Here is a 13,035-nt window from a genome sequence, read left to right as displayed (position 1 = left end):
CCTTCGGCGAGGCCCGCGTCGCCGTCCCCCGGACGGCGCAACGGCCCCGGCGGAACCGGAATCCGGCCCGCCGCGTCAGATCCGCATCTGACGTACGGAGCCGAAGGAGCACGCGGTGAGCACCGAACGCGACGACAACGCGGACCCGACGACGGAAGAGCCCCGCCCCGAGCGGTCCGCGCCCAGGCCACGGCTGCTGGTGGCGGCGGTGGCCGCCGCCGTCCTGCTGGCCGGTGGCGGCGGGGCGTACTGGGCGGCGACCGCGAACGAGGGCGGTCACCCGAAGGCCGGGCCGGCCCCGCTGCGGCTGAACGACGCCCCCGGCGAAGGCTCGGGCAGCGCGGACGGCAGCGGCGCGGACAACGGGACGAGCAGCGGTCCGGCGTCCGGCGGCACGTACACGCTGACCGGCTCGCTGCCCAAGGGCCCCGACTCCGCCGCGGTCTACCGCGGGCAGGGTCCGGTCGTCGCGGCCGACGCGGAACGGCTGGCGAAGCTGCTCGGGATGAGCGGCCCGGCCACCGCGCAGGGCGACTCGTGGCGGGTGGGGCCGGGCGACGGCGCGGGGCCGACGCTGCTGGTCACCAAGGCCGCGCCGGGCACCTGGTCGTACAGCCGGTACGGCGCGACCACCGTCAACCCGGCGGAACCTGCCTATCCCCCGCGGCCGGTGAACCCCGGCGGCCCGGAGAAGAGCGGCCCGGGGGCCGGCACCGGCACGGGCTCCAGCGGTTCGAGCAACGCCGGCAGCCCCGGCACGAACGGACCAGTGTCCTCCGCTCCCGCGAGCGGTACGACCTCGACGCAGGCGCCGACGCCCGAGCCGCCGGTGTCCGAGCAGCGCGCGAAGGCGGTGGCCGCGCCCGTACTGGCCGGTCTCGGCCTGTCGGGCGCCACGGTCGACGCGCACGAGACGGCGGGCGCGCTCCGCGCGGTGACGGCCGACCCGGTCGTGGACGGCCTTCCCACGCACAACTGGAGCACCGGCCTCGACGTCGGCTCCGACGGGCTGATCACGCTGGCGCACGGCCGCCTCTCGGCGCTCGACAAAGGCGACAGCTATCCCGTGGTGAGCGCCGCGCAGGCGCTGAAGGACCTCAACGGGCAGGTGATGCACCCCGATCACGGGATCGCCGCCTGTCCGGCAAAGTCGGCGCCCGCGCCGAAGCCGAGCGCCCTGCCGACCACGCCCGGCGAGGACAGGACGCTCCCCCACACGCTGCCGTGCGTGCCGGGCAACGGCCATCCGATGGACGTGCGCGGCGCCGAGTTCGGCCTGTCGCTCGACTACGTGTCCGGCGCCCAGGTGCTGGTGCCGTCCTGGCTCTTCGAGGTCGCGCAGCCCGGTGTGAGCCGGTCGAGCGTGGAGGCGCAGCCCGCGGTGGACCCGGCGTACATCCAGCGTGACGCGCCCGGTACCGCCGTGCCGCCCTCCAGCGTGCCGGAGCAGCCGAGCGGGCCCGCCCAGCGGCACCACACGGTCGGTCTGAGCACGTACCACGCGGACGGCGGCACGCTGTCGCTGACCTTCTACGGCGGGGTGTGCAGCACGTACAGCGCGAAGGCCGCGGAGTCGGCGGACGAGGTGCGGGTGACGGTCACCGCGGCCGACAAGGGCGGCACGTGCGTCACGCTCGCCAAGGAGTTCACCGAGAAGGTGACGCTGGACAAGCCGCTCGGCGGCCGTACGGTCGTGGACACCTCCAGCGGGCACCCGCTGAAGGCGCGCTGAGCGCACCGCGTACGCCGGGCACACGTGAAGGCGGCGGCACCCCCTCGCAGGGGCGCCGCCGCCTTCGTGCTCCGGTGCGGCCGGGCGTGGGCCCGGCCGCGGACCGGTTAGCTGAACGAGTCGCCGCAGGCGCAGGAGCCGGTGGCGTTCGGGTTGTCGATCGTGAAGCCCTGCTTCTCGATGGTGTCGACGAAGTCGATCGAGGCGCCGCCCAGGTACGGGGCGCTCATCCGGTCGGTGACGACCTTGACGCCACCGAAGTCCTTGACCACGTCGCCGTCGAGCGAGCGCTCGTCGAAGAAGAGCTGGTAGCGCAGTCCCGAGCAGCCACCGGGCTGGACGGCGACGCGCAGAGCGAGGTCCTCACGGCCCTCCTGCTCCAGCAGGGTCTTCACCTTGATGGCGGCAGCGTCGGACAGGAGGATGCCGTCCGTCGTGGTGGTCTCGTCCTGAACCGTCATGTGCTTCTCTCCCGGGTTGTACGGACTGCTGGCTACCGACTGCTAACCGGCAACCGCGCGGATTCATTCCGTGCGTGTCGAGGTCCGCTACGACTTATTCCCCTCCATGCTCGCACACCGCGGCGGCGGCGAGGGAGGGCGCAGGGAGCGGCGAGAGCGAATGCGTCACATTGACGAAACCGGCATCGTCAATCTGACACGAACGGGCTATGATAGATAACGTCAAGTAGACGAAAAGGTCTGCGCTGCAAAGAAAGGGCTACGGGCCCGTGACCACGACGCAACCGCTGGACGTACAGCCCACGCCTCTCGCACTCCTCCTGCTCGGCCGGGAGTCCGACCCCCGCAGCGAGCGCGGAGTCGAGTGCCCCGGGGACCTGCCCGCACCGTCCGACCCGGACCTGGTGGAGCGCGCCCGCGCCGCCAAGGCCCGCCTCGGCGACAAGGTCTTCATCCTCGGCCACCACTACCAGCGCGACGAGGTGATCGAGTTCGCGGACGTCACCGGGGACTCCTTCAAGCTCGCGCGGGACGCCGCCGCCAGGCCGGAGGCCGAGTACATCGTCTTCTGCGGTGTGCACTTCATGGCCGAGTCGGCCGACATCCTCACCTCCGAGCGGCAGCAGGTCATCCTGCCCGACCTCGCCGCGGGCTGCTCGATGGCCGACATGGCCAGCGCCGAGCAGGTCGCGGAGTGCTGGGACGTGCTCGCCGAGGCGGGCGTCGCCGACGTCACCGTGCCGGTGTCGTACATGAACTCCTCCGCCGACATCAAGTCCTTCACCGGTCGCCACGGCGGCACCATCTGCACCTCGTCCAACGCCCGGCGCGCGCTGGAGTGGGCCTTCTCGCGGGGCGAGAAGGTGCTCTTCCTCCCCGACCAGCACCTCGGCCGCAACACCGCCGTACGCGACATGGGCTTCTCGCTGGACGACTGCGTCGTCTACAACCCGCACAAGCCGAACGGCGGTCTGACCGTCGAGCAGCTCCGCGCGGCCAAGATGATCCTGTGGCGCGGCCACTGCTCGGTGCACGGCCGCTTCTCGCTGGAGTCGGTCGAGGACGTCCGCGCCCGGATACCCGGCGTCAACGTCCTGGTGCACCCCGAGTGCAAGCACGAGGTGGTCGCGGCGGCGGACTACGTCGGCTCGACCGAGCACATCATCAAGATGCTGGACGAGGCCCCCGCCGGTTCCGCGTGGGCGCTGGGCACCGAGCTGAACCTGGTGCGCAGGCTCGCCAACTCCCACCCCGACAAGCAGATCGTCTTCCTCGACAAGACCGTCTGCTTCTGCTCGACGATGAACCGGATCGACCTGCCGCACCTGGTGTGGACGCTGGAGTCGCTGGCCGACGGCAAGCTCGTCAACCGCATCCAGGTCGACGCGGAGACCGAGCACTTCGCGAAGCTGGCGCTGGAGCAGATGCTGGCCCTGCCGTAACGCGCGGCGCGATGATGGACACGTGATCCTTCGACCGGTACGTGACGACGAGGAGGACGCCGAAGTCGTGCGGGTGATCTCGTCCGCCGCCTTCGGCGCCTCGCACCTACTGAAGGGCGAGGCGCCGCAAGGGCCGTTACCGGCCGCGGAGATCGCCAGACAGCACAGCGCCACCCGGCACCTGGCGCGCAGCGACCCCGGCGGCTGCTGGCTGATCGAGGACGGGACGGCGGGGCCGGTCGGGGTCGCGCTGTCCACCCGGCGCGAGGGCACCTGGGGCCTGTCGCTGCTGGCCGTGGTGCCCGGCGCGCAGGGCAAGGGCGTCGGAAAGGCGCTGCTCGCACGGGCGTTGGTGCACGGCAGGGCGTGCCTGCGCGGCATCATCTGCGGCTCGCGGCACCCGGTGGCGGCCCGTACGTACCGCAGGGCCGGATTCACGCTGCACCCCGCGATGCGGCTCACGGGCCCGGTGGACGCGGCCGGTCTCAAGCCGCCGGACGGCGCGGTGCACGAGGGCACCGCCCGCCACCGCGACCTGCTGGACTCCCTCGACCGCAGGACCCGGGGCGGCGCGCACGGCGCCGACCACGAGGAACTGCTGCGCCACCACCGGCTGTTCGTGGTCGACGACCTCGCGGGCAGCGGCTACTGCTACCTGCGCGGCGGCAGCGTCGAACTGATCGCCGCCACCTCGCGGCGTCTTGCCTCCCGCCTCCTGACCGCCGCGCTGCTGAGCGTCCCCGAGGGCGAGACCGCCCGCGTCGACCGGCTGACCGCCGAGCAGGACTGGGCCCTGGACGTCGGGATCGCCGCCGGACTGGAGATCGCCAACGCCGGCTTCGTCTGCCTGCGCGGCATGCGTCCGCCGATGCCGTACATCCCCTCGGAGACCTTCCTCTGAGGAGTCCGACGAGGCGGCTCCGCTGCGGGCGGGGGCGAGGCGGGCGCCGGCCGAGGGGCGGTCAGCCCGACGAGGCGGCTCCGCTGCGGGCGGGCGGTGGCGGGGCGGACGACGGGCCCGGCCGGGGGGCGGTCAGCGGGGGTGGGGGCGGACCAGGCCCGACTCGTAGGCGGCGACGACCAGTTGGGCGCGGTCGCGGGCGGCGAGCTTGGCCATGGTGTGGTTGATGTGGGTCTTGACGGTGAGCGGGCTGACGCCGAGGCGTGCCGCGATGGCCGCGTTGGACAGCCCGCCCGCCACCTCGATCAGCACCTCCCGCTCCCGGACGGTCAGCGCGTCGAGGCCGGCGACCGTACGGACCCCGGCGTCGATCTGCTGCGACACGAAACGGGCGATCAGGCTCTTGGTCGCGGACGGCGACAGCAGCGCGTCGCCCGCGGCCACCGTCCTGATGCCGCCGAGCAGTTCCTCGGGCTCCGCGCCCTTGCCGAGGAAGCCCGCGGCCCCCGCGAGGATCGCCTGCACCACGTACTCGTCGGCCTCGAAGGTGGTCAGCACCAGCACCGCGACCCCGGTCAGCTCCGGGTCGGCGGTGATCTCGCGGGTCGCGGCGAGGCCGTCGGTACGCGGCATCCGGATGTCCATCAGCACCACGTCGGGGCTTGCGGTCCTGGCCAGTTCGACCGCCTCCGCGCCGTCGGTGGCCTCTCCGACCACCTCCATGTCGGGCTCGGACTCCACCAGGACGCGCAGCGCGCCGCGCAGCAGGGCCTGGTCGTCGGCGAGGACGACGCGCAGCGGTCCCCGCGCGCGCTCGTCGGCGAGGCGGCCGGTGCCGATCATCCGGCGCTCCCCTGGGCGCGCGGCGGGACGGCCGGGGCGGCGGCCGGGTGCGGGGGCGTGGAGAGCGGGAGCCGGACCCAGACGCGGAAGCCGCCGCCGGGGCGGGCGCCGGTGCGGCACATGCCGCCGAGCGCGCTGGCCCGCTCGTGCATGCCGAGCAGGCCGTGGCCGCCGGGGGCGCCGTCGTGCCGGTCGGCGGGACCCGGCGGGCCGCCGTTCCCCATACCGCCCGTACCGCCTGAACCGCTGCCGCGCCGGGGCCCCGGCAGCGCGCCGGACGGCAGCAGCGAGGCGGCCTCGCCGGGGGCGCCGTCGTCGTCCACCACGACTTCGAGCACGCCCGGCTCGCGGCGGATGCGGACGACGGCGCCCGCGCCGGGGCCCGCGTGCTTCTGCACGTTCGTGAGGGACTCCTGGATCACGCGGTACGCGGTGAGGTCGACGCTGGCGGGCAGCGGCGGCACGGCCGGGTCGCCCATCGCGCTCCCGCCCCGCTCCCCCGGCCCCGCACGCGCGTCCTCGCGCACCTCGTGGCCGTCCACCGCGCATTCGACGGTGACGCGCAGCCCGGCGCGCAGGAAGCCGTCGAGGAGCTGATCGAGGACGGCGAGGCCCGGCGCCGGTTCCATCGGCGCCTCGGGCTCTCCCGACTGGCGCAACAGGCCGACGGTGGCGCGCAGTTCGTGCAGGGCGGACCGGCTCGCCTCGCGGACGTGCGCGAGGGCCTGCTTGGCCTGGTCGGGCCTGCTGTCCATGACGTGCGCGGCGACCCCGGCCTGCACATTGACCAGGGCGATGTGGTGGGCGACCACGTCGTGCAGCTCGCGGGCGATCCGCATCCGTTCCTCCGCCACCCGCCGTCTGGCCTCCTCCTCGCGGCTGCGTTCCGCGCGCAGCGCCCGTTCCTCGACGGCGGCGACGTACGCGCGGCGGCTGCGGGCCGCGTCACCGGCCGCCGCGGCCATGCCCGTCCAGGCGAAGACGCCGAAGTTGGACTGCCCGTACCAGGGCCCCGGGCCGCAGGACATGGCCAGCGCGGTCAGTCCGACGCTGACCAGCAGCCCGGTCACCCAGGTGGTGTGCCGGTCGGTGCGGGCGGCGACGGTGCACAGGGCGAGGGCCACCGCGAAGATCACCGGGATGCGGCCGTCGACCGGGCGCAGCGCGATGAAGACCGCGGAGAGCACACAGGTGAAGACCAGCACCGCCCACGGGACGCGGCGGCGCAGGACGAGCGACCCGCAGGCCAGCGCCGCGAGCGCGGTGTCGACCAGGCCGAGCCGGTACGTCTGGATCCCGGCCACCGTGCCGGCCAGGATCACCGCGAAGACGAGGGCGGCGAGACCCGCGTCAGCCGTCCCCTGATGCGCCCGCAGCCAACGGCTCGGGCCCACGAGAGGATTCCTCGGCGGAAGCGGATACTGCACGGTAGGCAACGGTACGGGAAGCCCGGCGCGCCCCGTACCCGCCCGGTGCTCCGCCCTCAGCCCGGGATCAGTCCGTCGTCGTTGAGCAGTTCACGGACCTCTTCGAGGCTCGCGTCCGGCGACGGCAGGATCAGCGTCGACGGCTCCAGGGAGTCGTCGGGCACCGGCTCGCCGAAGCGGCGGACCGCGTCGAGCAGGGCGCCCAGCGTGCGCCGGAAGCCCTCCTCGTCCCCGTTCCTGACCTCGGCGAGCAGCTCGTCGTCCAGCTTGTTCAGCTCGCCGAGATGGCTCTCGTCGAGCCCGACCTGGCCCTCCCCCATGATCCGTACGATCATGACGGCCTCCTCCGTAACCCTGCTGACGTGCCGCCCGGCGGCCGAGCTTGCCTGTCCTGCGTACCCCTGCGGCGCGCGTCCCTGTCCACGTCCACCGCAGTCCACATCCACCGCTGGTCACGACCTACCGCCGGCCATGACCTCCTGCCGGTGAGACCTACTGCTTGTCGAACCGCGGGGTGTCCTGCGGCTCGGGCTTGGCGGCCTGACCGCCCTGCCCGCCCTCGATCGCCTGCGGCGCGCTGCCGCCGGCCAGCTCGGCCTTCATCCGCTGGAGCTCCAGCTCGACGTCGCTGCCACCGGAGAGCCGGTCGAGCTCGGACTGGATGTCGTCCTTGGCCAGACCGCTCGGGTCGTCGAGCGCGCCCGAGGCCAGCAGCTCGTCGAGAGCGCCCGCGCGGGCCCTGAGCTGCTCGGTCTTGTCCTCGGCACGCTGGATCGCCATGCCGACGTCGCCCATCTCCTCGGAGATGCCGGAGAACGCCTCGCCGATCTGGGTCTGCGCCTGGGCCGCGGTGTACGTGGCCTTGATGGTCTCCTTCTTCGTACGGAAGGCGTCCACCTTGGCCTGCAACCGCTGGGAGGCGAGCGTGAGCTTCTCCTCCTCACCCTGGAGCGTGGTGTGCTGCGTCTCCAGGTCGGCGACCTGCTGCTGGAGGGCGGCCCGGCGCGACAGCGCCTCGCGGGCCAGATCCTCACGGCCCAGCGCCAGCGCCTTGCGCCCCTGGTCCTCGTAGGTCGACGACTTCTTCTGCAACTCCGTGAGCTGCAATTCGAGCCGCTTACGGGAGGTGGCGACGTCCGCCACGCCCCGCCGTACCTTCTGCAGCAGTTCGAGCTGCTTCTGGTACGAGTAGTCGAGCGTCTCGCGCGGGTCCTCGGCCCTGTCCAGGGCCTTGTTGGCCTTCGCGCGGAAAATCAGTCCCATCCGCTTCATGACACCGCTCATGGGCCTCGCGCGCCCCCTTCTCCGGCAACTGCTCCAGCATGCCTCAGCACCTCTACAGACCCCAGCCTACGGGCCCTGGTTCCATTACCGCACTGTTCGGGTGCGGATGCGGTCATCCGTAGGGACGATCACGGTTCGGTGACCTCAGGCCCAAGGAGTAGGTGAGGGGCTGGGGCCGGGCCCGGGAACCACGTAACCTGGGGGTGTGTTCCGACGTCGTTCCGAAGATGAGCAGGTCTCGACCACCGCGGTGATCGACGACCAGGTACGTGACCCGCAGGCTCCCAAGGGTCGCCCCACTCCGAAGCGCAGTGAGGCCCAGAGCCAGCGCCGCAAGGCCGTCACCGCGCCGACCGACCGCAAGGCGGCCACGCGGCAGGCCCGCGACGCCCGCCGCACCGAGATGGCCAAGCAGCGCCAGGCGCTGGCCGGTGGCGACGAGCGGTATCTGCCGGTCAGGGACAAGGGGCCGGTGCGCAAGTTCACCCGCGACTACGTCGACTCGCGGTTCCGGGTGGCCGAGTTCTTCCTGCCGGTCGCGGTCCTGATCCTCGTGATGAGCATCATCGGCTCCCTCCAGAGCCTGTCGCTGCTGCTGTGGCTGGTCGTGATCGTGGCGATCGTGGTCGACTCGTTCGTCACCGCGTTCCGGCTGCGCCAGCAGTTGCGCAAGCGGCTCCCCGACAAGAGCCACAAGGGCGCCGTCGCCTACGGGCTGATGCGCACCCTCCAGATGCGCCGTCTGCGGCTGCCCAAGCCGCAGGTGCAGCGCGGCGACCAGCTCTGAACGGCGGCGGATTCTGAACGACGCGAGGGCGGCCGACGCCGCCGGATTCGGTGCGCCCGCTCCGGGCGGGGACGACCCGTCCGCCGGGTCCTTCGGCGCGGTTGCGCCGTACGGGTCGGCGTATCCGGGCGGCGCGTACGGCTTCGGGACTCCGGCCGCCGGTGTGCCCGTCCCGCCCCGGGCTCCCGTCGCGGAGGCGCCCGGCGCGGGCGGCTTCTCCGGCGGCGCGGGCAACTGGCTGGCCGGGCTCGACGGCCTGCGCAACACCGTCAGGCAGGAGCTGGTCTCGCGCCAGCTCGACGAGCGCCTCACCGCGCACTTCCCGCCCAGCGGCGGCGCGCACGCCCGGCACCAGCGGTCGCTGCGCGTGCTGGACATCGGCCCCGGCCAGGGCACCCAGGCGCTGCGGCTGGCCCGCGCGGGCCACATCGTGACCGGTCTGGAGTCCGACCCGGCGATGCTCACCGCCCTGCGGGCCGCGGTCGCCGCCGAGCCGCAGGACGTACGCGACCGGATGGCGCTGCTGCGCGGCGACGGCCGCCAGACCGGCCGCCACTTCGGGCCCGCCTGCTTCGACGTCGTGCTCTGCCACGGCGTGCTCATGTACGTGCCCGACCCCGAGCCGCTGCTCGCCGCGCTCGCCAGGGTGCTGGCTCCCGGCGGCCTGCTCTCGCTGCTCGTGCGGAACGGCGACGCGCTGGCCATGCGGCCGGGGCTGCTGGGCGACTGGTCGGGCGCCCTGGGCGCGGTCGGCGCCACCGGCTACACCAACCGGCTCGGCCTGACCACCCGCGCCGACCGGCGCGAACGCCTCACGGCGACGCTCGCCGGGATCGGCGTGCCCCTCCAGGCGTGGTACGGGGTGCGGGTCTTCACCGACACCGCGCCGGACGGCGCGCGCCCTCCGCAGGACCCGCACGAGCTGGCCCAGCTGCTCGACGCGGAGGAGGCCGCCGGGCGGACCGATCCGTACCGCGCGGTGGCCGCGCTGCTGCACCTGTGCGGCGTGCGCTGCTGACCGTGCCTGCGTGAAGGTCCGTACGGAGATCCGCGTGAAGGCCGCGTGTAGGCACGTAACGAGGTCCGCGTTATGGCCGCGTGGAGGCCCGAGTGAGGTCCCGCGTGGAGGCCCGGGCGAAGGACGGTGTCCCTGCGGGGGCGAGACCCGTTTGGCTGTGCGGGCCGGGTCAGGGGCTGCCGCAAACGTGACAATTCAGGCATGAGTGGATCGCGTACCCCTTGGCACCGCACCCGGTTCCTGCTGCCCGGCGCCGCCGCCGTCTGCGCGACGGCGATGTTCGCCTCCGGTTGCAGCTCCGACTCCGGCTCGGCGGCGAGGTCGGCCCCCGCCACGGTGGCGCCCGCGGCCGACACGTCCTCGTCGGGGAGCAACGACCTCCAGACGTCGTACGAGAACACCGTGAAGAACGTGCTGCCGTCGGTCGTGCAGATCACGACGAACTCCGACCTCGGCTCCGGGGTCGTGTACGACGACAAGGGCGACATCGTCACGAACGCCCATGTGGTCGGCACCGCGAAGAGCTTCCAGGTCAATCTGGCCACCGGCGGCAAGGCGCTGGCCGCGACCCTGGTGGCGACCTACCCCGCCGAGGACCTGGCCGTGATCAGGCTGTCGTCGCCGCCGAGCGGTCTGCACCCGGCGAGCTTCGCGGACTCCTCGAAGGTGGCGGTCGGCCAGATCGTGCTGGCGATGGGCAATCCGCTGGGGCTGTCGAGCAGCGTCACCGAGGGCATCGTGTCGGCGACCGGCCGCACCGTCAGCGAAGGCGCCACGGGCGGCGGGACCGGGGCGACCATCCCCGACATGGTGCAGACCTCGGCGTCGATCAATCCGGGCAACAGCGGCGGCGCGCTGGTGAACCTCGCCAACCAGGTCATCGGCATCCCGACGCTGGCCGCGACCGACCCGCAGCTCGGCAGCGGCTCGGCGCCCGGCATCGGCTTCGCGATCCCGTCCTCGACGGTCACCCGGATCGCCGGCCAGATCATCAAGGACGGCAAGGTCGTGGACTCCGGCCGGGCGGCGCTCGGCATCACCGTGCGCGGCGTCGTGGACAACGGGCTCCAGCCCGCGGGCGCCGCGATCGTCTCGGTGACCAAAGGCGGCGCCGCCGAGAAGGCCGGGCTCAAGACGGGCGACGTGATCACCAAGCTGGGCTCGACGCCGATCACCACGGCGCAGACGCTGACCGAGGCGCTGGCCTCGTACAAGCCGGGCGACAAGGTGCAGGTCGGCTACGAGCAGGACGGGGCGGCGAAGACCGTGGAGGTCACGCTGGGCTCGCTGTGAGCGCGGTACGGCATGACGACGGCGGTGCCGCACCCCATGCGCGGGTGCGGCACCGCCGTCGTCCCGGACAGGCCCCGAGGTCAGTCCTCGTCGCCGTGCAGGCTCATCGGGCCGTAGATCTTGGAGTCGCCGTCGAAGAGGTGGACCTGGTCGGTGCCGCCTTCCAACAGTTCCTTCCAGACCTCGCCCACCCAGGACTCCGCGTCGCCCTGTGTGGTGAACTCCTCGGGCTGCACCGCGGGCTGCACCTCGGTGCCGTCGGCCTTCTCGAACCGCCACGTCCACGCCATGTGTGTCTCTCCTCGGTCCCGTCGGTCCACCGTGCCGCCTGCGCTCCCGTTCCCGCCGCCGCGAGCTGCGGGGATCACCGGGCGCGTGCCGCCTGCACCGCAGCGTATCGGGAGTCCTCGCCGTATCGGGAGTCTCCGCATGGCGGACCCCGCGCGCCCGGCGCGGCAGGACGCGAGACGATCGTCCCGTGGAACTGACTCTGCTCGGCACCGGCGGCCCCGAGGGGCTGCCGCTGCCCGACTGCCCCTGCGCGGCGTGCGCGGTCGCCGTCGGCGCGGGCGCGCGCGGCGCGACCGCCGTTCTGGTGGACGGTGTGGTGCTGCTCGACCTGACGCCCGGGGTGGCGCTGGCCGCGGCGCGGGCCGGGCACACGCTCGGCGGGCTGCGCCTGGTGCTGCTCTCGCACCCGCACGACGGCCCGGCCGTGGAGATCCCGCCGGGGCTGCCCGCCCCGACCCGCGTCCCCGACGGGCAGCGGCTCGCGCTGATCACCGGCCACCATGTGCAGGCCGTCGCCATGGACGCGCCCGGCACCGGGTACGCCATCGAGTCCCCCGACGGGCTGCGCGTGCTCTACCTCCCGCCGGGCGGCGCGCCCGCCGGGACGCCGGACGGGCAGGTGCCGTACGACCTCGTCCTGCTCGACGCCGTCGGACGGCCGGACGCCCTCGCCCGGCTGCGCGCGGCGGGCGCCGTCGGGCCGACGACCGACGTGGTCGCCGTCCACCTCGACCACGGGGCGCCGCCGCGGCCGGAGCTGGGCCGACGGCTGGCCGCCCTCGGGGCCCGCGCGGTCCCCGACGGTACGACGCTGACCGTCGGCGACTACCAGGAGGTGCCGGACATCCCGCGCCGGACCCTCGTGCTGGGCGGGGCCCGCTCGGGCAAGTCCGCCGAGGCCGAACGGCGGCTGGCCGGTTTCCCCGGGGTCCTCTACGTCGCCACCGGGGGGTCTCGCGACGGCGACGACGAGTGGGCCCGCCGGGTGGCCGCCCACCGCGAGCGCCGACCCGCCTCGTGGCGCACCGAGGAGACCTGCGACCTCGTCCCCCTGCTGACCGCCCCCGGGCCGCCCCTGCTCATCGACTGCCTCGGCCTCTGGCTCACGTCCGTCCTCGACAAGGCCGACGCCTGGGCGCCGGGGGCTTCCCTCGACGAGGTCCGCGGCCGTACCGCCGAGCTCGTCGCCGCCTTCCGCCGCACCCCGCGCACCGTCGTCGCCGTCTCCAACGAAGTCGGCTCCGGCGTCGTCCCCGCCCACCCCTCCGGCCGCCTCTTCCGCGACGAGCTCGGCCGTCTCAACGCCGCCGTCGCCGCCGAATCCGAATCCGTCCTCCTCCTGGTATCCGGCCTCCCCCTCCCCCTCCGCTGACCCCTCGCCGGGGCGCCTCCCCACCCGCCCCAACGGCCCACTCCGGCGGGGCGGTGAGCCGATCTTTTGAGGGGCGCGGGGAACTGCGCGACAAGCCAGCGCGCTCCCGCAGGTCACCACCGGCCGCGGCGGGGCAGTTCGGTTGTCTCCGGACCACCGGCCCGGTGGGTGCGGGCCGCGCGGT

The 13,035-nt window shown here is 73.7% G+C and carries 13 protein-coding genes; 7 read left to right on the top strand and 6 right to left on the bottom strand.

The window, feature by feature from the left end:
* Positions 1–115 precede the first annotated feature (115 nt).
* The gene (locus ACFZBB_RS20265; protein WP_391124084.1) at positions 116–1,732 is read left to right on the top strand and encodes a hypothetical protein; all 1,617 of its coding nucleotides are present in this window, start codon (positions 116–118) and stop codon (positions 1,730–1,732) included.
* A gap of 107 nt (positions 1,733–1,839) precedes the next feature.
* On the opposite strand, the gene ACFZBB_RS20260 is transcribed toward ACFZBB_RS20265, so the two are convergent.
* The gene (locus ACFZBB_RS20260; RefSeq protein WP_188281477.1) at positions 1,840–2,193 is read right to left on the bottom strand and encodes an iron-sulfur cluster assembly accessory protein; all 354 of its coding nucleotides are present in this window, start codon (positions 2,191–2,193) and stop codon (positions 1,840–1,842) included.
* 269 nt (positions 2,194–2,462) lie between these two features.
* Between ACFZBB_RS20260 and nadA the strand changes: the two genes are divergently transcribed.
* Both nadA and ACFZBB_RS20250 read left to right on the top strand, forming a co-directional pair.
* Complete coding sequence (nadA, locus tag ACFZBB_RS20255) at positions 2,463–3,635, top strand: quinolinate synthase NadA (RefSeq protein WP_391124081.1); 1,173 nt, start codon at positions 2,463–2,465, stop codon at positions 3,633–3,635.
* A 22-nt stretch (positions 3,636–3,657) separates the two neighbouring features.
* On the top strand, positions 3,658–4,536 hold the full coding sequence (locus tag ACFZBB_RS20250) for a GNAT family N-acetyltransferase (RefSeq protein WP_391124077.1): 879 nt from the start codon (positions 3,658–3,660) through the stop codon (positions 4,534–4,536).
* Positions 4,537–4,668: 132 nt separating this feature from the next.
* Here ACFZBB_RS20250 and ACFZBB_RS20245 read toward each other — a convergent pair whose 3' ends face one another.
* The 4 genes from ACFZBB_RS20245 to ACFZBB_RS20230 form a co-directional block, all read right to left on the bottom strand.
* A complete protein-coding gene (locus ACFZBB_RS20245) occupies positions 4,669–5,379 on the bottom strand; it encodes a response regulator (protein ID WP_391124074.1) in 711 nt (236 codons plus the stop codon).
* On the bottom strand, positions 5,376–6,773 hold the full coding sequence (locus ACFZBB_RS20240) for a histidine kinase (protein WP_391124071.1): 1,398 nt from the start codon (positions 6,771–6,773) through the stop codon (positions 5,376–5,378). Before ACFZBB_RS20240 ends, ACFZBB_RS20245 begins: the two co-directional genes overlap by 4 nt.
* Before the next feature lie 89 nt (positions 6,774–6,862).
* Complete coding sequence (locus ACFZBB_RS20235) at positions 6,863–7,141, bottom strand: hypothetical protein (RefSeq protein ID WP_188282672.1); 279 nt, start codon at positions 7,139–7,141, stop codon at positions 6,863–6,865.
* Positions 7,142–7,298: 157 nt separating this feature from the next.
* On the bottom strand, positions 7,299–8,090 hold the full coding sequence (locus ACFZBB_RS20230; protein WP_355334301.1) for a PspA/IM30 family protein: 792 nt from the start codon (positions 8,088–8,090) through the stop codon (positions 7,299–7,301).
* Positions 8,091–8,295: 205 nt separating this feature from the next.
* Between ACFZBB_RS20230 and ACFZBB_RS20225 the strand changes: the two genes are divergently transcribed.
* The 3 genes from ACFZBB_RS20225 to ACFZBB_RS20215 all read left to right on the top strand — a co-directional run bounded on the left by ACFZBB_RS20225 (position 8,296) and on the right by ACFZBB_RS20215 (position 11,188).
* Positions 8,296–8,877, top strand: a complete 582-nt coding sequence (locus tag ACFZBB_RS20225; RefSeq protein WP_391124067.1) for a DUF3043 domain-containing protein — start codon at positions 8,296–8,298, stop codon at positions 8,875–8,877.
* 238 nt (positions 8,878–9,115) lie between these two features.
* Positions 9,116–9,895 (top strand): methyltransferase domain-containing protein, encoded by a 780-nt coding sequence (locus ACFZBB_RS20220; RefSeq protein ID WP_391124706.1) that lies wholly within the window; start codon positions 9,116–9,118, stop codon positions 9,893–9,895.
* A gap of 201 nt (positions 9,896–10,096) precedes the next feature.
* The gene (locus ACFZBB_RS20215) at positions 10,097–11,188 is read left to right on the top strand and encodes a trypsin-like peptidase domain-containing protein (protein ID WP_391124064.1); all 1,092 of its coding nucleotides are present in this window, start codon (positions 10,097–10,099) and stop codon (positions 11,186–11,188) included.
* A gap of 80 nt (positions 11,189–11,268) precedes the next feature.
* Here ACFZBB_RS20215 and ACFZBB_RS20210 read toward each other — a convergent pair whose 3' ends face one another.
* Positions 11,269–11,478 (bottom strand): hypothetical protein, encoded by a 210-nt coding sequence (locus tag ACFZBB_RS20210; protein WP_391124062.1) that lies wholly within the window; start codon positions 11,476–11,478, stop codon positions 11,269–11,271.
* A 188-nt stretch (positions 11,479–11,666) separates the two neighbouring features.
* On the opposite strand from ACFZBB_RS20210, the gene ACFZBB_RS20205 reads away from it, so the two are divergent.
* Positions 11,667–12,851 carry a bifunctional adenosylcobinamide kinase/adenosylcobinamide-phosphate guanylyltransferase gene (locus ACFZBB_RS20205; protein ID WP_391124060.1) on the top strand — a complete coding sequence of 395 codons (1,185 nt, stop codon included), beginning with the start codon at positions 11,667–11,669 and terminating at the stop codon, positions 12,849–12,851.
* Positions 12,852–13,035 lie beyond the last annotated feature (184 nt).

The organism is Streptomyces sp. NPDC008139, from assembly GCF_042957025.1.
Classification (GTDB): domain Bacteria; phylum Actinomycetota; class Actinomycetes; order Streptomycetales; family Streptomycetaceae; genus Actinacidiphila.
The sequence above is the reverse complement of the archived record's forward strand: the minus strand, read 5'-3'. Positions and strand labels throughout refer to the sequence as shown.